Here is a 19,754-nt window from a genome sequence, read left to right as displayed (position 1 = left end):
ACACGAAAATCGCTCGCGTTGACGTTGTCAGCGCTCTTTGGCCGGGGGATGCCCCCGGCCTCAAACTACTCGTATTCCGGCGTGGCCGGGGAATCCAACGGGGCGGCGCCTTCGTCCAGATCCTCGGCGTTGGGCGTGAACTCCTTGGGATGCATGCCCAGGAATTCGATGACCTTGGCCTCAATCTGATTGCGCAGATCCAGGTTTTCATCCAGCAGGGCGCGCACCTTTTCCCGGCCCTGGCCCAGCTTTTCGGAACCGAAAGCGAACCATGAGCCGCTCTGCTCGACGATCTTGGCCTCAATGCCCAGATCCAGCAGCTCGCCGGAGCGTGAAATGCCCTGGCCGTACAGGATGTCAAAGGTGGCGATGCGGAAAGGCGGGGCCACCTTGTTCTTGACCACCTTGACCTTGGTGCGCGAGCCGAAGGCCTCGTCCTTGTCCTTGAGGGTCTGGATGCGGCGGATGTCCATGCGCACCGAGGAGTAGAACTTGAGCGCGTTGCCGCCGGTGGTGGTTTCAGGGCTGCCGTAGCCCTGCACGCCGATCTTCATGCGGATCTGGTTGATGAAGATCACCGAGGTGCGCGATTTGTGGATGGTGCCGGTGAGACGGCGCATGGCGTGGGACATGAGCCGGGCATGGCCGCCCACCTGGGTTTCGCCCATGTCGCCTTCCAGCTCGGCCTGGGGAATCAGGGCCGCCACCGAGTCGATGACCACCATATCCACCGCGCCGGAGCGCACCAGCATGTCCGCGATGTCCAGGGCCTGTTCGCCGTAATCCGGCTGGGAGATGAGCAGTTCGTCGGTGTTCACGCCCAGGCGCCGGGCATAGGCCACATCCAGGGCGTGCTCGGCGTCCACAAAGGCGCAGGTGCCCCCCAGCTTCTGACATTCGGCGATGATGTGCAGGGTGAGCGTGGTTTTGCCCGAGGATTCGGGCCCGAAAATTTCCGTGACGCGCCCGCGCGGAATGCCGCCCACGCCCAAGGCCAGATCCAGGCCGATGGAACCCGTGGGAATCACGGGAATGTCCACCTGCACGTCGTCGGATAATTTCATCACCGCGCCCTTGCCGTATTTGCGCTCAATGGTGGACAGCGCTGTGCTCAAGGCTTCGGCGCGGGCGTCTTCAGGGCTCAAGGCCGGTTTTTTGGCCATACTGCTGTTGCTCCAGGTAAAAGATATCTCAAGCATCGGCATGGCCGACGCAACCAAGACTCATAAAAAGGCTCTCGCTCTCCGCCCGGAAGGCGCCCCATAGAGGCATCATGTGCCGCACGCGGCATGACTTGCGAAGACGAAAAACGGCGCAAATGCCGCCACGCGGCCTTTGCCGTCAGTCCGGATATTCAAGCGCACCATAATAACAAAGCACCCGGCGCAAGGCAAATCCCCTCCCGCCCTGTGGCTTGCCGCATTCTAACTTAACAGAGATAATTATCAATAGCTGGAATGCCGGACTTTTCCGAGCGAAAGCCTTGCCTTTGGGCGCGTCCTTCGCGTACAAAGCCGGGCATGACTGCAACGCCGGACGTTATCGTACTTTTTTCCGGCGGCCTGGACAGCATCCTGGCCGCCAAGCTGCTGGAGGACCAGGGCCTGAAGGTGCGCTGCCTGCACTGTGTCTCGCCCTTTTTCGGGGATGAAGCCGCGTTGCCGCGCTGGCGGCGGCTGCATAATCTGGACATCGCCAGCCTGGACGTCAGCGAGGATTTCGCGGCCCTGCTGCGCCGCCGCCCCGTTCACGGTTTCGGCAAGGTCATGAACCCCTGCGTGGACTGCAAGATCCTGCTGCTGCGCCACGCCCGCCTGTACATGGAGGCCGTGGGCGCGCGCCTGCTGGCCTCGGGCGAGGTGCTGGGCCAGCGCCCCATGTCCCAACGCCGCGACACCCTGCATGTGATCCCGCGCGACGCGGACGTGACCGGCCTGCTGCTGCGCCCGCTCTGCGCCCGGCTGCTGGCCCCCATCCCGGCCGAGGAAAGCGGCCTGGTGGACCGCACGCGCCTGCTGTCCATTTCCGGGCGCGGGCGCGGGGAACAACTGGCCCTGGCCGAGCGCTTCGGTCTTCAAGAAATTCCCACGCCCGGCGGCGGCTGCCGCCTGACCGAGCGGGAAAACGCCCGGCGCTACTGGCCCGTGCTCACACGCCGCGCCGACGCCGCGCCGTCCCTGGCGCGGGATTTCGCCCTGGCGAATCTGGGGCGGCAATTCTGGCGGCAGGACGACGGGCGCGACTACTGGCTCAGCGTGGGCCGCAACAACACGGACAACAAGCGTCTGGCAGCGGCCGCCGGACCGGACGACGCCCTGCTCAGCCTGACGGGCCTGCCCGGCCCTCTGGGGCTGGCACGCCACGGCGCGACTTGGCCGCGTCCCTTGCTGGAGGAGGCCGCCGCCCTGACCGCCTCATATGCCCCCAAGGCCGTGGCCGTCGGCGGACTCACCGCCCTGCGCGCTTCCTGGAAGAACGGCGGCATGGAACTGACCGTCCCGCCGCAACGCGCGGGCACGCCCTGGTCCGAGCCTTCATGGGAAGAGGTGCGGGCCGAAATCCGGGAAGAAGCGCGCCTCAGGCGGGAAATGCCGCCCCGTGTCGCCCCCGGGGCCTGAACCGCGCCGGTGGAGCGCGCGGGCACGACCTTCCCTCTCTGAAGACGACGGCTCTTTACAAAAGAGCCTTTTACAGCTATACATTCCTATTGCAACCTAAGAGAAGTTTATATGCCGAACCGATATCGCGCATGCGATACAACCCGGCCGGAGGATATATGGATCACAAGGACCTTGAATTTTTCCGCAAACTCCTGTCCGACATGCTGGAGGAAGCCCAACAGAAGGGCGACAGCACCATCGAGGAGTTGACCGACAGCAATGAAGTCTTCGCCGACCCGGCGGACCGGGCCACGGCCGAATCCGACCGCGCCTTTACCCTGCGCATCCGCGACCGCGAACGTCGTCTGATCCGCAAGATTCAGGCCGCCCGGCAGCGCATCGACGACGGCACCTACGGCATCTGCGAGGAATGCGGCGATGAAATCAGCATTCCCCGTCTCAAAGCCCGGCCGGTGACGCGTCTGTGCATCAACTGCAAGGCGAAGCAGGAAGAAGACGAACATCTTCGCGGGGATTAAGGCGGCCGCGTAAAACGCGCCTTTTGCCATCTGGACAGCGTCAGCGGACCGGCGTGGCCCGGGTCTGTACTGTTTTGTACTATCCCCGAGCCACGCCGGTCCGCTTTCTTGCCGGATAACAAAATCTATCGTTTTGCACGGCCGCCCAGTCTCGGAGAGGTCGCTTCCGTAACCTTGTAATTTTCATCCCGCAATTCTCATCCCGCTGTTCAGGCGGGATTTTTCATGGTCAATGCCGCGGCGGGAACGGGACGCGCCGCTGTTGCCGCCCGGCCCGTTCCCCTGTAGTCTCGCGCGCATGGACGCCCATCTTTTCCGCCGCTTCTGCGATCTGCTGCTCCCGCTGCTCACCGGCGCACGCCTGGAAAAACTTCAGGAACCCGCGCCGGGCATCCTGACCCTGACTTTTTACGGTTCGGGCCGCAAGCGTCAGCTCTGCCTGCGCTTCGGGCGCAAGGAGCCCTTCTGCTTTCTGACCGAAAGCCGGATCAGCACGGGGCACGCGCCCACGGCGCAGCTTATGCGCCTGCGCAAATACGCGGCCGACCGCCGGGTGGCCGCCTGCGTGGCGCAGTTCTGGCAGCGCAGGCTCTGGCTGTTGCTGGGCGGAGCGGCCGAGCCCGCGCCGGGCACAAGCCTGACATGGCTGTTGCTGGACCTGCGCGAGGGCGCATCCCTGCATTTCCTGGACGCCCAGGACGGGCCGGAGACGGAAGACGCGCGCTGGCCCGCGCCAGCCGAACTGGCCCGGGCCCGCAGCGACTGGCGGCAGTGGCCCGTGCTCACGCCCTCCCTGCGCCGCAGCCTGGAGCGGATGGAAGAACCCGAACAGTGGGCCCTGCTGGAAGATCTGCGCGGGGGCGGGGGCGATGTTTTTCTCTACAGCGCGGGGGGATCTGACGGGCTTCGGGACAGTTGCGGGGGCGTCCGCTCCGCCACGGCCTGGCCCCTGCCGCCTGGCCTGCGCGGGGATTTGAAGGAGGAAAGCGGCCCGGACGTCCTGTCCCTGCTGGAGCGGGCCGGGCAAAGTCTGGTGCTCGAGCGTCTGGCCAAGGACAAGGCCGTGGCCGCCGCCCTGCCTCTGACCCGACGCGGCCGCAAGCTGGATCGCCTGCTGGACAAACTGCGGGAGGAAGAAGCCCGTCTCACAGCCATGCGCGCGGCCCGGACCGACGCCCTGGCCCTGCGGGAAAACCTCTGGCGCTGGCCTGCGGATTTACGCGCGCCCCTTGTCAATCTGCCGGAAACGGAACACGGCCCGGCGAGAGATATCAGGCTGGACCCGCGCTATACAGTGCGCGAAGCCATGGAACGGCTTTTTCACACCGCCCGGCGCGGGCAGCGCGGCCTGGAGCATCTGGCCCAACGCCGCGCCGCTCTGGAAGCCGAGGCCGCGGCCCTGGAACGCGCGCGCCGGGAAAGTCTGGCGGGCATATCAGGCGATGATGCGGGCGAGGCGGCTTCAGCCGCCGGTTCAGGAGAAGCCATGCGCCGCCCCCTGCCCGGCGGCCTGCCCAAAAACGTGCAGCTCTTTATCAGCGAGGACGGCTTCGCCCTGCTGCGGGGCCGCGACGCCAAGGGCAATCTGGCGGCGCGCAAGCTGGCGGCGCCCCATGATATCTGGCTGCACGCCGACAACGGCCCCGGCTCGCATGTGATCATCCGGCGGGCCCATGGCGGCCAGCCTGTGCCCGAGCGCACCCTGGACCAGGCCGGAGGCCTGGCGGCCTGCAAGAGCTGGCAGCGCGACGCGGCCGTCGCGCGCATCATCTATGCCGAAATGCGCCATGTGAAGCCCCTGCGCAACGCCTCGGCCGGCACCGTGCGGATAGACAAGGTATTCGCCTCCCGCGAGGTGCCCGTGGACCAAGAGCTGGAAACGCGCCTGCTGCCCGACGCATAGAACATTTCGACCTTGAAATGCTCTAACGAGGCTGCGAGAGCAGCCTCGCGCTACGAAGCCGTAAGCGCAATTTATTTGCGCTGTTGCCTCTCCCGTTAGCGAGTCTTCGAGCTTTACGGGCGAGGACAGCATAGCTAAGCGGCAGAATAAGCGTGCCTTTAACTTTGGAATGGGCAGCATTTCAAAGTTAATCCGCTCTAGAGAGTGGCGTCATGAGATGGATTTTCGTGTTATATCAAGGAGAAAGAGCCTTTTAGCACTGCTGTCTTTATCCGTTAGCGCGACCGGAATAAAAGACGAATTTCGACGCGGAGATAACCGAAAAGACACTCATGACGACACCCTCTGGGGGAAGTGCCGCAAGCTGTACGGGCCGCCGTCACTCCGCCTTGCAGACGTCCACCCAGACGCCGCCGGTGACGCGCTCCAGGTCCGCCAGGGAGATTTCCACGGCGTTATTGGGCGCGCCCGCCGCCGGATAGACCGGGTCGAAGTTCTTCAGACTTGCGTCCAGGTACACGGGCACGCCCTCGGGCAGGGCAAAGGGGCAGACCCCGCCCATGGGATGCCCCACCAGGCTTTCCACGTCCTCGGCCTTGATGAAATGGGCCTTCTGGTGAAAAACGTCCTTGAACTTGCGGTTGTCCAGCCTGGCCGTGCCCATGACCACCAGTACCAGCGGGCCGTCCTTGCCCAGCAGGGAGAGAGTCTTGGCGATGCGCCCAGGCTCGCAGCCCACGGCGGCAGCCGCCAGATCCACCGTGGCGCTGGAAACCTCGAACTGACGGTAGGCCGCGCCCAGCCCGTGCCGCTCCAGAAATTCCCGTACCGCATCCACCCGCATGTTTTTTCCTCCCGGCGGATATGGCCGACCCGCCGTCTCACATTGCAACGTTATTGAAACCTTCCAGGGACTGTTTCCGAATCAGGAAGTTTTGCCTTTCCAGCGAGAAAGGCGGGCCCGCTTTGAAGGAGTGTACTCTTTTGGCACCCGACTGAAAAAACGGGCGGAACCTGACGCGGAGATAACCGAAAAAACGCCCATAACGACACCCTCTAGGTTTAGCCCTCATTAACACGCCGTCCGCGAAAAGCTGATTTTTTTCGGGCAGCAAGGCGCAAAAGAGAAATCGGACGAAGCTGTATTGAACATACCGCGAGGTCAGCTTCTTTTGGCAACGCCGCTGTACGGAAAAAGGCGGCTTTGCAGCAGGCGCTTTAACAAGGGCTGAGCCTAGCGCCGGAATACCAGCAGCAGCCCCGCCAGCACCAGGGCAAAACCCGCCAGCCGCCGCCAGCCGAAGGGCGTCACCGGCAGGCCGAACCAGCCGAAATTGTCGATAACCGCCGCCATGACCAGATTGCCGAAAATCATGGCCAGCACGGTGGTCAGCACGCCGATGCGCGGCACGGCGATAATGGTGTTGAGCACCATGACCGCGCCCAGGATGCCGCCGACCCACTGCCAGGGCGGCGTTTCCGTCACGCGCAACAGCTGGCCACGGCCGAAAAAGAACACCGCCAGAGCCAGAAAGAGCGTGCCGACCGCAAAAGAAATCAGGCTGCTTTCCAGCACGCCCACCGTGCGGCTCAGGGCCGCGTTGATGGGCGACTGCATGGCGATCATGCAACCGGCCAGCAGCATCAGCAGAATATACAACATAGCGGTTCCGTCCTTTGCGAGGCGCACCCGCTTCAGGGGCTGTCTCCAGAGCATGTTGCGCTTGAAATTATCGCTTAACGGCGAACTAAATTCGCCTTGCGATAATTTCGCGGTGCGGATTTTCACGGAAAATCCGCACAGAGCGTTGAGATATTTTCAATATCAAAACGCTCTAAAAAGATGGATTTTGTTACCCGGCATGGAAACCGGCGATCGCAGAACAAGGTTAGAACATTTCAACTTTGAAATGCTCTAACGCCGCACACCGTGCGGCGCGCCGCGAAGACCGACCCGAAGGGCTGTCCACGTTGGCGACAACGGAACCATACGGGGATCGACAGCAACGATAACCACGTTTTTCGGCGGAATGCCAACTTTGAAATTTGCAAATTTCAAAGTTAATCTGCTCTGGTACTTTTATGGTACAGCCTTGGGCTGCGATCGCCGGTTGACGCGGCCCAGGAGGCAAAAGGCGCTTTTCGAGGAGCCCCTGCTACGGCAGCAGGCCCTCGGGCAGCGCCCCAAATACCGCCTCATAGCGCTCCCGGAACCGGGCCGGGGTATAGATGTGCTCCTGGGTGCCCATTTTTTCCAGGGCGAAGCTGGCGCTCACCGAACCCAGTTTGGCGGCCTCGGGCATGGGCAGGCCGTGGGTCAGGCCCTTGAGCAGGCCCGCGCGGTGGGCGTCGCCCGCGCCCGTGGGGTCCACCACGCCCGTGGGCGGCACCGGCGCAATGCGCACTTCCGTGCCGTCGGCCCCGCGCACCAGCGCGCCTTCCGCCCCCAAGGTGGTCACCAGCCAGAGGGTGCGGCCCAGCAGCTCGTCCTCGCTCTTGCCCGTGGCCTTGCAGATCATATTCAGTTCGTAGTCGTTGGTAATGCAGGCCAGCGAGCCCTCAATGGCCGACAGCAGGTCCGCGCCGGAAAGCACGGGCAGCTGCTGGCCGGGATCGTAAATATACGGCACGCCCTTTTCCTTATAGAAGGCGGGCAGGCGGCGCATGTCCTCCACATTGCCGGGCGAAACGATGGCGATGTCCGTATCCGGGTCCAGATCGGGGAAAGAGTACTGGGCGGGCAGGGTCATGGCGCCGGGGTAGAAGCCGGTGATCTGGTTGCTGTTCATGTCCGTGGTGATGTAGCAGAGCGCGGTGAAGATATCCGCGTCGCGCCGGATGCCGTCCAGGGGCAGGCCCAGCGTGTTCAGGGCTTCGGCGTAGGGCACGAAGTCGCGTCCGGCGGCGGCCACGATGACCGGTTTTTCGTCGAGCAGGGCCAGGGAATAGGCGATATTGCCCGCGCAACCGCCGCGCCGCTCGTCCATGCCGTCCACCATGAAGCTGACGTTGATCATGTGCAGCTTGTCCATCAGGATGTGATCCTGAAAATTGCCGGGAAAAGTCATGATGCGGTCAAAGGCCAGGGAACCGGAAACATAGATGGACATGGTCGCCTCACTGTTGCGGATATATGCCGCCTCAACCGCTTCGGGGCTGTCGCTCACTTGAGAAACGGTTTAAAGCAGATCAACGTTGAAATGCTCTACCCCACGGACGGCAGGCTGTTTTCCTCAATCCAGAGCAAAAATGGCTGGTGCCCGGCCTCCAGGGGCAGGGCCACAATACAGGGCACTTCGTAGCTGTGCGCGCGGCGCACAGCCGCGCAAAAATCCTCAAAAGCCGCGCGGCTGACCTGGGCCAGCAGCAGGCATTCCCCGGCCTCGCGCACCTCGCCTTGCCAGCGGTAGACCGACCGTGCGCCGGGCAACACGTTGACGCCCGCCGCCAACCGGGCTTCCACCAGCATACGGGCCAGGTCCAGGGCTTCCCGCTCATGGGGCACGGTGACATAGACCAGAAAGGACATGCTTCCTCCGGCACGCCGGGAAACGGCATGAAGTTCAGTTTACACGGCAATGCCGCGCCGGTCCAGAAGCAGCGGGGAAACGACCCGGTCGGGCGCGTCCACCTTTATACCCGCTGTATCGCGACACCGGCTTCATCTCCGTTCCGGCGGAGTCATTAAACACGTTCTTGCAGCCGGCCCGGCGTTTTCAGACGCCCCCGCCCGCATCAGTCTTCAAGATGCGAGGCAATCAGCCGGTACAGGGCGGCCACGTCAATGGGCTTGGCCAGATGGCCGTTCATGCCCGCCGCCACCGCGGCTGCGATGTCCTCGCTAAAGGCATTGGCGGTCATGGCAAGAATGTGGATTGTTTCCGCGTCCGCATGGTCCGAGGCGCGGATGGACCGTGTGGCCTCGTAGCCGCTCATGACCGGCATCTGCACGTCCATAAGGATAAGCGCATAGTGCCCGGGCTCGGAAGAAGTGAATTTTTCCAGAGCCTCCCTGCCGTCCTCGGCGCACTCGACGGCGGCCCCCGCCATTTCCAGGAACTCCTTGGCGACTTCCCGGTTGAACTCGTTGTCCTCGACCAGCAGAATCCGCCTTCCGGAAAAATCATACTCCCGGCGCTTGGAAACGCTCAATTCGGCCTTTAGCGGGGCGTGCCGCGTGACGGAAAGCAGCGTGTCGTACAAGGTGGAGGCAAAAAACGGCTTGTTGATAAAGGCATTGACTCCGGCCTCGCGCGCCTCCCGCTCAATGGGAGACCAGTCATAGGCGCTGATGATAATGATCAGCGTGTCCGGCCCGACCTCCCGACGGATGCGCCGCGCGGTTTCCACGCCGTCCATGTCGGGCATCTGCCAGTCGATGAGGCAAACGTCGTAATCATCGCCGCATTCACGCGCCTGCAGGATGAGATCCATGGCCTCCGTGCCGGTGAGAACCCACCTAGTGCGCAGCCCCATTCTGCCCAGCAGCAGCGAGGCATGCTCGCAGGTGCCGCGATCGTCGTCCACCACCAGCACCTTGAGCGGGTCCAGACCGGATAATTCCCGTGAAGGTTGGCGGCCGCTCAGGCCGAAGGGAAGCTCCACGGTAAATTCCGTGCCCTTGCCCTCCTTGCTTTTTACCGAAATCATGCCGCCCAGCAGGGAAACAAGGTTTTTGGTAATAGCCATGCCGAGCCCCGTGCCGCCGAACTGGGAGGCGGTGGCGGCCGTGGCCTGTTCAAAGGGCATATACAGGCGGCTGATGAACTCCTCGCTCATGCCGATGCCCGTATCGCGGATAATGAAGCGGAACCGGACGTTATTGTGATTTTTATGAAGTTGCCGGATGTCCAGCCGGATGGAACCGCCCTTGGGCGTGAACTTGACGGCGTTGGAAAGGATATTGATCAGGATCTGATTCAGGCGCATGCCATCGCCGTTCAACTCTTCCTCATCAACTTCAGACAGGGATACCTCGAAATTCTGTCCCTGTTCCTGAATTTGCGGCTGAATGAGGTTCACTATCCCCTGGAGGGACAGGCGTAAGTTGAACGGCTCGTGCGCGATGGACAGTCTGCCCCTCTCGATCTTGGACATGTCGAGCACATCGTTGATGAGGCCGAGCAGATGGCGCGAGGACTGGGCGATTTTGCCGAGGCAATCTTCCAGGCGGCCCCGGTCATCCAACCTGCTCAAGGCAATGGTGGTCATGCCGATGATGGCGTTCATGGGCGTGCGGATTTCATGGGACATGTGCGAAAGAAAATTGCTTTTGGCGGCATTGGCGCCGCGCGCGGCTTCAAGGGCGTCGCTCAGGGTCTGCTGGTACATGAGGGTGTCGGTCTGATCGGTCAGCACCATGATCTGGCGTTCCAGCGCGCCGTTCTGATACACGGGATAGACCCGGACCTTAAATTGCCGCCGACTCCCCGCAAGCTCGGCAGCCCGCTCGACCGGGCCGCGCAAGGCGCTGTCGCTGAAAACCGTCCGCAGCCACTCATTCAATTCCGGCGTCAGCAACGCATAGAATTTGTCGTTATCTTGGCACAACTCTTCCGAGGAGAAACCGATGATGCGCTTGCTGTTGGGGCTGACATATTCAAAACTCCCACGGCCGTTGGAAATGAAAAATACATCGTCTATATTTGCGGCGAGCAGGTTGAACAGCATTTCGCGATAGGCAATTTCCCTGTTCTTCTTCCGTTCAAGTTTGTTCGTATAGACGATCAGCCAGATGATGAGTCCGCCCATCAGCAAGGTGACAAGGATGGAAACGGCTCTTGCCCGGTCCATATCAGACAGCATCGCCGCGCCTCTGAGGTCGGCGCCCTTGCCGATGCGGTCCAGCGCCCTGTCCAGAGTTTTCAGAAAAGGGAATACCTCACGTTTGAGATATTCGTTGGCTTCGTCAAAGGTCGCGTCTCCGACAAGCGCCCGGCCGGCCGACCCCAGGGCCTGCCAGAACTCGGCCAGGGCCTTCTCCAGAGCGGCCAAGTCGGCCGCATCGCCCAGATAGTTGGCCCTGATATTCTCCATGGAAACATCCTGCGCATTTTCCTGCCGTTTCAGGATGTTTTCAAGCTCCGGCAGGGACAGGTCGGGCGTGGCCAGCAGCGTGGGAAGCATATTTTTCACTTCACTCATACGAACCATCATTTCGCGGGCTTCGCGTGAGACCGTATAGGGATGGTCATAGAGCTCGGTTGTCGCTTCACCGAGTCTGTACATGGTAAAAACCACAAACAGCACATAGCAGACGGTGATGACGCACAGCCCCATAGTCCGCAGATTTTTCGGCGACACGATGCCGCGTTCTTCGCCGGAAACGGCGTTATCTTTCGTTACCGCCGCCAACGTTGCCGTTTCACCTGGAACCGGATTGCGGAGCTTCATATTGCTGTCCAAAGGCTTGGGGTGCGTGCAGACTAGTTCGACTTCAACAAAAAAACGCGGGGAAAGCCGGGACGCGCCAAGCCCTCCCCGGCGGAAGCGACCCGCCCGCAACGCCTATTCGTGCAGAACGGCGCAAATTTTTCTGTAACTCGCTGCGATGTCCGGCATCATTCTGACGGCTTCGTCCCAGTTTCCGGCCCGCATGCATTCTTCCTGCCGCAGCACCAGCGCCTGCATGGCCACACAACCAAGAGTGCCGCAGACACTTTTCAGCGAATGCGCCGCGATCCCGGCTGCCTCCCGGTCACCGGCCGCAATGGCCGCCTCCAGCCCGGCATAGCTTTTTTCAGTCAGAAACTTCCGCAGATAGCGTTCCAGCATGGCCTCGTTGCCCATGAAGCGCTCCAGGGCGCCATGGATATTAATGCCCCCGGCCTCCAGCCGCGCTTTCCTGTTCTGATCCATCCCGTTCACCTCATTCCCGCATATCCGTTGCCTGCGTTACATAAAGATTGCGTATCCGCCCTTCGATATCCTGAAAATATTCCAGAAGCCGCGGATTGAACACGCCGCACTCGCCGTTGGAAATCATGCCGACAGCCTGGTCAAAACCAAAGGCGTCCTTGTAGACTCGTTTGCTGACCAGGGCGTCGTAGACATCGGCAATGGAAACGATCTGCGCCCAAAGAGGAATGGCGTCGCCCTTGAGCCCGTCCGGGTAGCCCCGGCCGTCCCAGCGTTCATGATGATGCCGGGCGATATCGTAGGCATAGCCGAAAAACGGCAGGGCCCGCATCTGGGGGATCTGCTCCAGCAGGCGGCAGCCTTCGGTGGTATGTGTTCTCATTATGGCGAATTCTTCGCCGGTAAGGCGGCCGGGCTTGTTCAATATGGCGTCGGGAATGGATATTTTGCCCACATCATGCATGATGGCGGCCAGGGAAACATGCTGGATGGTCTCTTCCGAAAAACCGTTTCCCAGTGGGGAATGCGTAAGAAACAGTCGGGTGATGTCGTGAATCCGCCGGACATGCTCGCCGGATTCGCCGCTGCGGAATTCGGTGGCCGTGGCCAGGGACTCTATCATCCCCATGTTCAGTTCGAGCAGCCGCTTGGTCTGCCGCAGTATTTCATTTTTTTGCCGGTCGACAATGGTCGCGAACTCGTTGCGCGCCGTGAACAGTTCAATGACGGAATTGACGCGGCGCTTGACGATATGGGAGGAAACAGGCTTGGAGATGACATCCATCACACCGAGATCATAAGCCTTCTTGATAACGCGATCGTCCGTTTCGCCCGTGATGAGAAATACGGGAATCTGACTGAGCACATTTTCCCTGCCGAGTTCCTCCAGCATGGCGATGCCTCCCATCACAGGCATGGCCACATCAAGAAGAACCGCGCAGACTTCCCGCCTGCGCAGCCGCAATTTATCAAGGCCTTCCCTGCCGTTCTCCGCCGTTTCAATGGAGTGAGCCGTTGCGAAAATGTTCGCCAGCACCGTGCGGTTTATTTCGTCATCGTCAACAATAAGGAGCGTGTTTGGAGCATCCGCCTGACATCTGAATGAATTTTCCATAGATATTTACTGGGGAGTTATACAGTATATCGCGCTGTGTTTATCTTCCGCCAAGTATCACATTGTTGCTCTTGCCCCGGAAACCACATATCATTTAATTTTATGTCATGCCGCCATTCAAATAAAAGATACATAAAAAAATTAATAAGTTATGTTTACATTTAACCCATAATCATAGTTAATTGCTTTTAATAGTCCGGTTTCATTGATTTTCTAAATATAACCAAGTTTTTTTAAATACGGAATTTTCCTGATCCCGGCAAGTGCTCCCAGGCGATTTCCAGCGGGCGGCCGGGCGGTGCAATGGGCCCAGTCCATGAAGGGCACTTCATGGACTGGGAAATGCTCCGGCGTTACGTCCTGATCGCGCTGTTCCGCATCCTGGCGATAGTGGGCGTGTTCTCCCATATGAGCCATGAACTGCGCACGCCCAGGGGCGGCATCTGGGCCTGAGCGAATTGCTGCTGCACGAGGATGCCGCGCCCCGCCAACGGGATTTTCTGGAAAAAATCCTTTTCCCAGCCCGCATTCTGGTGCGGATCATCGGCAATATTCTGGAATTTTCACGCTTGCAGAGCGATAGCTCGACCTGAACATCGCCCGCAAGCTGGCGGGAGCCATGCACTGCGAGATCAGCTGCGAAAGCGCGCCCGGCAAGGCCACCTGCTTCAGCTTCACGGCCCTGTTCGATCCGGGCAAGGCGCAGGGCATGGCGGCAAAACCGGATCTTCCCGCCGACGGGCCGGAGCAAAGCGCGGCTTTGGCCGACGCGTCTCCGTCCATCCGGAACAAGCGCATCCTGCTGGCCGAGGAGAACCCGTCAGCCAGATGGCGGCGCGGGAACTGCCGACCGCCCTGGGCGCGCGGGTGGACACGGCGGACGACGGACTGGAAGCGGGCATGGCCGCCCACCTGCTGAGCGAGGCGCTCACGCGGCTGCCGGGCCGGGCCTGCTGCGCCTTGCGGGCCGCTGCCGCCTGTGGCATAGCAGAGGCATGACAAAAGCAGAATCCCGCCCGGCACGGGCGCAAAAAGTCCTGGCCGCCCTGCAGGCCCGCTACCCCAGGCCCGAAACCCACCTCAATTCCCATAACGCCTGGGAACTGCTGGTCGCCACCGTGCTGGCCGCCCAGTGTACCGACGCGCGGGTCAATACCATCACGCCGGAACTCTTCCGGCGCTGGCCAGGCCCGGCGGAACTGGCCGGGGCCACCCAGGAAGAGCTGGAAGAGGTCATCCGTTCGGCGGGCTTTTACCACAGCAAGGCAAAAAATCTGCTGGGCGCGGCCCGGCGCGTGCGGGACCACTTTGAGTGCCGGGTGCCCCAGGCCCTGGAACATCTGGTGACCCTGCCGGGCGTGGCCCGCAAAACAGCCAATGTGGTCCTGTTCGGCGCTTTCGGCATCAATGAGGGCCTGGCCGTGGACACCCACGTGAAGCGGATCAGCCACCGGCTGGGCCTCACGGACCAGACCGACCCCGTGGCCGTGGAACGGGACCTGATGGCGCTGTTCCCGCAACAGGAGTGGGGCGACGTCAACCACCGCATGGTCTGGTTCGGACGGGATGTCTGCCACGCCCGCAAGCCTCGTTGCGGGGAATGCGAAATGGCCTCCTTCTGTCCCCGCCTGGAGCCGCCCAAGGAAAAAAGCGGGCGCAACAGCGCGGGACGGCGCTGAACGCGGCGGAAATTTTGCGGATATTTTCCCACGCGTCTTAAGGAAAGCGTGCGGCCGCCGATAAGATTCATTGACGCCGTTTCAGCCAAGGACGAGGAATGCCATGACCCAGAACAGCTTGCTCAACGTCAATAATAATGAGCTCGAAATCATAGAATTTCTCATTGAGGAAAAGCAGCCCGACGGCAGCGCCTACAGCGGGCACTACGGCATCAATGTCGCCAAAGTGCTGGAGATCATCCGCCTGCCCAGCGTGACCAGCGTGCCCAGCAAGCATGACTCCTCGGTGCTCGGCACCTTCAATTTGCGCGGCAAGGTGCTGCCCATCCTGAATCTGGCGGCCTGGCTCGGCAAGGAAATGGCCAGCGATGAGAACAACAAGGTCATCGTCACTGAATTCAGCGGCGTGCAGGCCGCCTTTCTGGTTTCCTCGGTGACCAGCATCCACCGGATGACCTGGGACCGCATCGAGCCGCCGAACAAATACGTGCAGGCCTACTCACGCGAGAGCATCACCGGCGTGCTGCGCATCCAGGACCGGGTGCTCTTCATTCTGGATATGGAAAAAATTCTTGCCAGCCTGGACAGCACCCTGGACATGTCTCAGGTGGAGGTGGACACCACTCCCGTGGAAGGCGCGGGCCAGTTCCATCTGCTGGTGGCCGACGACTCCAGCTCCTTGCGGCATATCCTCAAATCCTCGCTGGAAAAATCCGGTTTTCAGGTCACGGTGGTGGGCAGCGGCCGGGAGGCCTGGGACTATCTTTCGGAACTGCGCAACGAGGCCCAGTCCAAACAGGTGGAACTCACCGAACTGGTGCATCTGGTCATTTCCGACATTGAAATGCCGGAAATGGACGGCCACGCGCTCACGGCCAAAATCCGCGAGACGCCGGGCACGCAGGACCTGCCGGTAATCCTCTTCTCCTCCCTGATCACCGAAGCCCTGCGCGCCAGAGGCGTCAAAGTGGGCGCGGACAGGCAGGTTTCCAAGCCTGATTTGCCCGGCCTGAACAAGATTATCCGCGAGCTGATCGCCGAAAAGCTGCACAAGTAGAGCATGTTGCGCTTGAAATTATCGCTTAACGGCGAAGTAAATTCGCCTTGCGATAATTTCGCTGTGCGGATTTTCACGGAAAATCCGCACAGCGCGTTGAGATATTTTCAATATCAAAACGCTCTAATCCACGACGGCCTGACCCGGCCGCAACGGCACAGCATTTTCGGCCCGCGCCTTGGCGCGGGCCTTTGCCTATCTGGCAGCCTTTTTGCATCTCCGCCCGGCATGGATGCCTTCAGCTATAATCCGGCGGCTGCGCTCAGCCTGTTGCTCACCATGATGCGGGTGAGCATCGTCATGTTCATGCTGCCGGTCTTTTCCACCAACAACATCCCCATCCCGGTCAAAGCGGCCGTCACCATTGTCTTTTCGCTGGGCGTATGGCCGCATCTGGCCCTGTCCGGCGCGATCATGCCCGCCCACCCCTTTGACATGGTTCTGATGTTGTTGGGCGAGGTGGTACTGGGCCTGGTGCTCGGCATGGCCGTCAATTTTTTGTTTATGGGCATCCAGGCGGGCGGCGAGTTGCTGGGTTTTCAGATGGGTTTCACCATGATCAATTTCGCGGACCCGCTCACCGGCAACCAGACCGGCGCCACAGCCTTTTTTCTCTGGATGGTCTCTCTGCTGGCCTTTCTGGCCCTGGACGGGCATCTGTACATGATCAAGGGCTTTGCCGCCTCCTTTGCCCTGGTGCCGCCCGGCGGCCTGTTCATCGGCGAGAATCTGCTCTGGCAGGTGCTGGATCTGGCGGCCCAGGTCTTCGTGCTGGCGCTGAAAATCGCCGCGCCGGTCATGGTGGCCCTGTTCATGGTGGAAGTGGCCCTGGCTCTGGTGGCCCGCACCTCGCCGCAGATTCACATCATGGAATTCGGCTTTCCCATCAAGATCGGCGTGGGTTTTTTCTTTGTGGGTCTGCTGCTGGTTGTCATGGCCGACCATGTGGAGCACTTCATCAACGGCATGGACGGGCTGTTCACCCATCTGCTGCGGGCCATGAGCCCGCTGTATCAGTAACGGTCCGGCGCTCTCTCCAGGAGCAGCGTACCGTTAAGATTGTGCCCCATTTCAAAGGCAGGGCATGTCAGCCTTCAACGCTCCGCGTTATTTCTTCCATTCCGAGCATCAATATCAACGAACTCACAGGCGAGGAACGAAATCCGCACTCCGGGTAAAACGCCGCCGCTTTGTCATGCGGAGCGTGCGCCAGCATGGCCCGGATGCCCGCTATTGACGGGGCCCGCAACGTCCGCCTTACCAGTTCGTTGGCAAACTCCCGAGCCGAGGACTATTCCGACGGGCGGCTTTTCGCCACAGGCACAGCCTGTACGACCGGCGGGTCAGCCTCGGCCGGACACAGCAGATGCACGCCATCTCCCGTCAGTATCCAGTCGGGATTGACCCCCGGCTGCGTAAGAGTGTGAGCAACCAGTCGGCGGGAATGACTTTACGTCTCCGCGCGTCCGATACGAACGACCGGGTGATGCCCAGCGCCGCAGCCAGAGCGGTTTGCGTTCCGCACCCGGTCACAGCCCGGATGCGTTCCATTGCCGCCTCATAATCGGGAATTGAGCCGCCATCCATTGCCTTTCATGCTCCTTTTTACCTTCTACAACATTTTGCGTTTGAAATGTTACACATTTCAAATTCCACGCCGCCCGCGTGCCGAGGAAAACGCGATTTTCCCGAAGCATGCGGGCACCAGAACGATTCACTCATTTCAAACGCGAATTGCTCTGACAGCATCAAGATTTAGTGATAATATACTATCACTGACATGTGGCTTCATCAATCCGGTGCTATCTGGATTCAATGAGAGAAGGTCCGAACTTTTGCCGTGCCTTGGGGCAGGTTGTCCGGGAGCACAGAGAAAAGCGCCACTGGACGCGCGAACAGCTGGCTGCCGACACCGGCATTTCCGTGGCGCATATCCGGGTTATTGAAGTGCGTGAGGGAAATCCCTCGGTCATGGTTTTTGTTTCCATCGCGGCGGCGTTCGGCATTGATGCGGACAAATTACTGCTTGAAGTCATCCAGCGTCAGGCCTATCTGAACGACAAAAATCAGCCGGAATAAATCCACACAATAAAAAATCCCGGCCTGTGCCTGTGGGCCCTGAACGCCTGTGTACGGGTTATCAAGCATCTCCCCGCTCTTTGCCCTGCCTGATGTTCCGCGCGAGCCATAGCCACCATAGTGCCTCATGCGTGTCGGCCAGTCAGTCCGGTGCTATCCGGGTCAGATGAGAGATACCCCAAACTTTGATCTGGCTTTGGGACAGATCATCCGCGAGCACAGAGAACGGCTTGGAATGAGCCGCAAAGAACTGGCCGCCAGGATTGACGGCTCTGAATCCCACATCAAGGCCATCGAATCCAGAAAACGGAATCCGACAATCACGGTTTTGTCCTGCTTGCCGAGGCATTGGGCATCGACGCAGGCGCGTTGTTATTTGAGATCAAACAAAGACAGTCCTATCTGAACGACAAGAGTCAGCCGGAATAAATCCACACAATAAAAAAGCACAGGCCGGGAAGTTTCCGGTCTGTGCCCGAATTGCGACAGGAAGACGAGTGTGTTTTATCCGGCGGCCCGCTCCAGCCTCGCCAGCGTCTCCTCCCGGCCCAGAAATGCCATGATCTCGTTGAGATGCGACCCGCCCATGAAGCCCATGAGCGCCGTACGCAGAGGCGGGGCCACTTCCTTGAACTTCAGACCGTTGTCCGCCACATAGGCGTTGAGAGCGGCTTCCAGGGCTTCGGCGCTGAAGGGCTCGCAGGCCTTGAAGACGACGGCCAGAGCGCGCAGATGGGCCTTGCCCGCGTCCGTGAAATGCTTGTTGGCGTCCTTTTCCGCATAGGCCAGCTCGGCGGCGGGTACGAGCAGGGGGCGGAAGCTCTCGGCCAGGGCCTTGAGATTGTTGGCCCGCTCGCGGAACATCACGCACAGGGGTTCCAGGCGCTCCCTAGACAGATCGCCCAGACCGGCCTCCCGCACAAAGGGCTCCACCAGTGCGGCCAACTGGTCCAGGGGCAATTCGCGCATGAAGTGGGCGTTGCACCATTCCAGTTTGGCCGGGTCAAAGGCCGCTGCCGCCGGATTGAGGTTGCTGCCGTCGAAATACTGTACCAGCTCGTCCAGGCTGAACAGCTCCTGATTGCCGTGGGACCAGCCCAGGCGCACCAGATAACTGACCAGGGCCTGGGGCAGCAGGCCATCCTTCTGGTATTCAATGACCGCTCGCGCGCCGTGACGTTTGGAAAGCTTCTGGCGGTCCGGGCCCAAAATCATGGGCACATGGCCGAAGCGGGGCACGGGCAGGCCCAGAGCCTCATAAATCAGGATCTGGCGCGGGGTGTTGGACACATGGTCGTCGCCCCGGATCACGTGGGTGATGCCCATTTCATGGTCGTCCACCACCACGGCCATATTGTAAGTGGGCATGCCGTCGGCGCGGCGGATGACCATGTCGTCCAGCTCGCCCACATCCACCGCGATCTTGCCCTTGACCATGTCGTCAAAGACCACCTTGCCCGTGAGCGGGGTTTTGAGGCGCACGCAACGCCCCTCGCCGGGGCCCAGGTCACGCGTGCGGCAGTGGCCGTTATAGCGCGGTTTGAGGCCGTTTTGGCGGGCCTCCTCGCGCATGGCCTCCACCTCTTCAGGCGTGCAGGAACACCAGTAGGCGTGGCCTGTTTCCAGCAGCTTGTCCACATAGCTGTTGTACAGGTCCGTGCGCCGGGTCTGATAGGTGAGCCCGCCGTCCCAGTCCAGGCCCAGCCAGCGCATGGAGGCCAGGATGGAATCCGTGTATTCCTGCTTGGAGCGCAGCAGATCCGTGTCTTCAATGCGCAGATGGAAGCGGCCGCCGTAATGGCGGGCCAGAAGCCAGCAGAAAATGGCGGTGCGCGCGCCGCCGATGTGCAGATGCCCGGTGGGGCTGGGCGCAAAACGGGTAACAACGTCTGACATGGTGTGACTTTCCTTGAAGAGTGAAGTGT

The 19,754-nt window shown here is 60.9% G+C and carries 21 protein-coding genes; 11 read left to right on the top strand and 10 right to left on the bottom strand.

All coding sequences use genetic code 11. The features are described from left to right. Window positions 1-65 precede the first annotated feature (65 nt). Window positions 66-1,163, bottom strand: coding sequence for a recombinase RecA (recA, locus tag HMPREF0326_RS04750; RefSeq protein ID WP_008683313.1), 1,098 nt, complete (start codon window positions 1,161-1,163; stop codon window positions 66-68). A 357-nt stretch (window positions 1,164-1,520) separates the two neighbouring features. Between recA and HMPREF0326_RS04745 the strand changes: the two genes are divergently transcribed. The 3 genes from HMPREF0326_RS04745 to HMPREF0326_RS04735 all read left to right on the top strand — a co-directional run bounded on the left by HMPREF0326_RS04745 (window position 1,521) and on the right by HMPREF0326_RS04735 (window position 5,042). Beyond that, window positions 1,521-2,618, top strand: coding sequence for a hypothetical protein (locus tag HMPREF0326_RS04745; protein WP_020990263.1), 1,098 nt, complete (start codon window positions 1,521-1,523; stop codon window positions 2,616-2,618). 158 nt (window positions 2,619-2,776) lie between these two features. After that, a complete protein-coding gene (dksA, locus tag HMPREF0326_RS04740; protein ID WP_008683311.1) occupies window positions 2,777-3,139 on the top strand; it encodes an RNA polymerase-binding protein DksA in 363 nt (120 codons plus the stop codon). A 298-nt stretch (window positions 3,140-3,437) separates the two neighbouring features. Further along, a complete protein-coding gene (locus HMPREF0326_RS04735) occupies window positions 3,438-5,042 on the top strand; it encodes an NFACT RNA binding domain-containing protein (protein WP_035073154.1) in 1,605 nt (534 codons plus the stop codon). 379 nt (window positions 5,043-5,421) lie between these two features. Here the strand turns inward: HMPREF0326_RS04735 and HMPREF0326_RS04730 are convergent, their stop codons facing one another. The 7 genes from HMPREF0326_RS04730 to HMPREF0326_RS04700 all read right to left on the bottom strand — a co-directional run bounded on the left by HMPREF0326_RS04730 (window position 5,422) and on the right by HMPREF0326_RS04700 (window position 13,014). Continuing rightward, complete coding sequence (locus HMPREF0326_RS04730; RefSeq protein ID WP_008683307.1) at window positions 5,422-5,886, bottom strand: YbaK/EbsC family protein; 465 nt, start codon at window positions 5,884-5,886, stop codon at window positions 5,422-5,424. Between the two features lie 390 nt (window positions 5,887-6,276). Beyond that, the gene (locus tag HMPREF0326_RS04725) at window positions 6,277-6,705 is read right to left on the bottom strand and encodes a DMT family transporter (protein ID WP_009302696.1); all 429 of its coding nucleotides are present in this window, start codon (window positions 6,703-6,705) and stop codon (window positions 6,277-6,279) included. 493 nt (window positions 6,706-7,198) lie between these two features. After that, window positions 7,199-8,152, bottom strand: coding sequence for a carbohydrate kinase family protein (locus HMPREF0326_RS04720; RefSeq protein WP_009302695.1), 954 nt, complete (start codon window positions 8,150-8,152; stop codon window positions 7,199-7,201). A 95-nt stretch (window positions 8,153-8,247) separates the two neighbouring features. After that, on the bottom strand, window positions 8,248-8,571 hold the full coding sequence (cutA, locus tag HMPREF0326_RS04715; protein WP_008683299.1) for a divalent-cation tolerance protein CutA: 324 nt from the start codon (window positions 8,569-8,571) through the stop codon (window positions 8,248-8,250). A 206-nt stretch (window positions 8,572-8,777) separates the two neighbouring features. After that, window positions 8,778-11,435, bottom strand: a complete 2,658-nt coding sequence (locus HMPREF0326_RS04710; RefSeq protein ID WP_008683296.1) for a hybrid sensor histidine kinase/response regulator — start codon at window positions 11,433-11,435, stop codon at window positions 8,778-8,780. Window positions 11,436-11,549: 114 nt separating this feature from the next. Further along, window positions 11,550-11,900 (bottom strand): Hpt domain-containing protein, encoded by a 351-nt coding sequence (locus HMPREF0326_RS04705; protein WP_009302693.1) that lies wholly within the window; start codon window positions 11,898-11,900, stop codon window positions 11,550-11,552. A 10-nt stretch (window positions 11,901-11,910) separates the two neighbouring features. Continuing rightward, window positions 11,911-13,014: an HD domain-containing phosphohydrolase gene (locus tag HMPREF0326_RS04700; protein ID WP_008683294.1), complete on the bottom strand. Its 1,104-nt coding sequence runs from the start codon at window positions 13,012-13,014 to the stop codon at window positions 11,911-11,913. A 303-nt stretch (window positions 13,015-13,317) separates the two neighbouring features. Between HMPREF0326_RS04700 and HMPREF0326_RS16655 the strand changes: the two genes are divergently transcribed. The 6 genes from HMPREF0326_RS16655 to fliR all read left to right on the top strand — a co-directional run bounded on the left by HMPREF0326_RS16655 (window position 13,318) and on the right by fliR (window position 16,770). Continuing rightward, entirely contained in the window at window positions 13,318-13,467 is a 150-nt protein-coding gene (locus HMPREF0326_RS16655; protein WP_156802902.1) for a hypothetical protein, read from the top strand. 5 nt (window positions 13,468-13,472) lie between these two features. Further along, window positions 13,473-13,607, top strand: a complete 135-nt coding sequence (locus HMPREF0326_RS17470) for a hypothetical protein (RefSeq protein ID WP_269544196.1) — start codon at window positions 13,473-13,475, stop codon at window positions 13,605-13,607. Window positions 13,608-13,842: 235 nt separating this feature from the next. Continuing rightward, the gene (locus tag HMPREF0326_RS16650; RefSeq protein ID WP_009302691.1) at window positions 13,843-14,013 is read left to right on the top strand and encodes a hypothetical protein; all 171 of its coding nucleotides are present in this window, start codon (window positions 13,843-13,845) and stop codon (window positions 14,011-14,013) included. Beyond that, the gene (gene nth, locus HMPREF0326_RS04695) at window positions 14,010-14,693 is read left to right on the top strand and encodes an endonuclease III (RefSeq protein WP_008683292.1); all 684 of its coding nucleotides are present in this window, start codon (window positions 14,010-14,012) and stop codon (window positions 14,691-14,693) included. The genes HMPREF0326_RS16650 and nth overlap by 4 nt, the downstream gene beginning before the upstream one ends. 103 nt (window positions 14,694-14,796) lie before the next feature. Further along, window positions 14,797-15,750, top strand: a complete 954-nt coding sequence (locus tag HMPREF0326_RS04690) for a chemotaxis protein (RefSeq protein ID WP_008683291.1) — start codon at window positions 14,797-14,799, stop codon at window positions 15,748-15,750. Between the two features lie 228 nt (window positions 15,751-15,978). Further along, window positions 15,979-16,770 (top strand): flagellar biosynthetic protein FliR, encoded by a 792-nt coding sequence (gene fliR / locus HMPREF0326_RS04685; RefSeq protein WP_008683290.1) that lies wholly within the window; start codon window positions 15,979-15,981, stop codon window positions 16,768-16,770. A gap of 363 nt (window positions 16,771-17,133) precedes the next feature. Here fliR and HMPREF0326_RS17325 read toward each other — a convergent pair whose 3' ends face one another. Then, a complete protein-coding gene (locus HMPREF0326_RS17325; protein WP_009302689.1) occupies window positions 17,134-17,301 on the bottom strand; it encodes a helix-turn-helix domain-containing protein in 168 nt (55 codons plus the stop codon). Window positions 17,302-17,565: 264 nt separating this feature from the next. Here HMPREF0326_RS17325 and HMPREF0326_RS04675 point away from each other — a divergent pair, with 264 nt between their 5' ends. Then, window positions 17,566-17,829: a helix-turn-helix domain-containing protein gene (locus HMPREF0326_RS04675; RefSeq protein ID WP_009302687.1), complete on the top strand. Its 264-nt coding sequence runs from the start codon at window positions 17,566-17,568 to the stop codon at window positions 17,827-17,829. Between the two features lie 127 nt (window positions 17,830-17,956). Continuing rightward, window positions 17,957-18,235, top strand: coding sequence for a helix-turn-helix domain-containing protein (locus HMPREF0326_RS17550; protein WP_332248519.1), 279 nt, complete (start codon window positions 17,957-17,959; stop codon window positions 18,233-18,235). Between the two features lie 98 nt (window positions 18,236-18,333). Here HMPREF0326_RS17550 and gltX read toward each other — a convergent pair whose 3' ends face one another. Continuing rightward, window positions 18,334-19,725 carry a glutamate--tRNA ligase gene (gltX, locus tag HMPREF0326_RS04670; RefSeq protein WP_008683286.1) on the bottom strand — a complete coding sequence of 464 codons (1,392 nt, stop codon included), beginning with the start codon at window positions 19,723-19,725 and terminating at the stop codon, window positions 18,334-18,336. Window positions 19,726-19,754: the final 29 nt, after the last annotated feature.

The sequence above is a fragment of the Desulfovibrio sp. 3_1_syn3 genome, from assembly GCF_000145315.2.
Lineage (GTDB): Bacteria > Desulfobacterota > Desulfovibrionia > Desulfovibrionales > Desulfovibrionaceae > Desulfovibrio > Desulfovibrio fairfieldensis.
The sequence above is the reverse complement of the archived record's forward strand: the minus strand, read 5'-3'. Positions and strand labels throughout refer to the sequence as shown.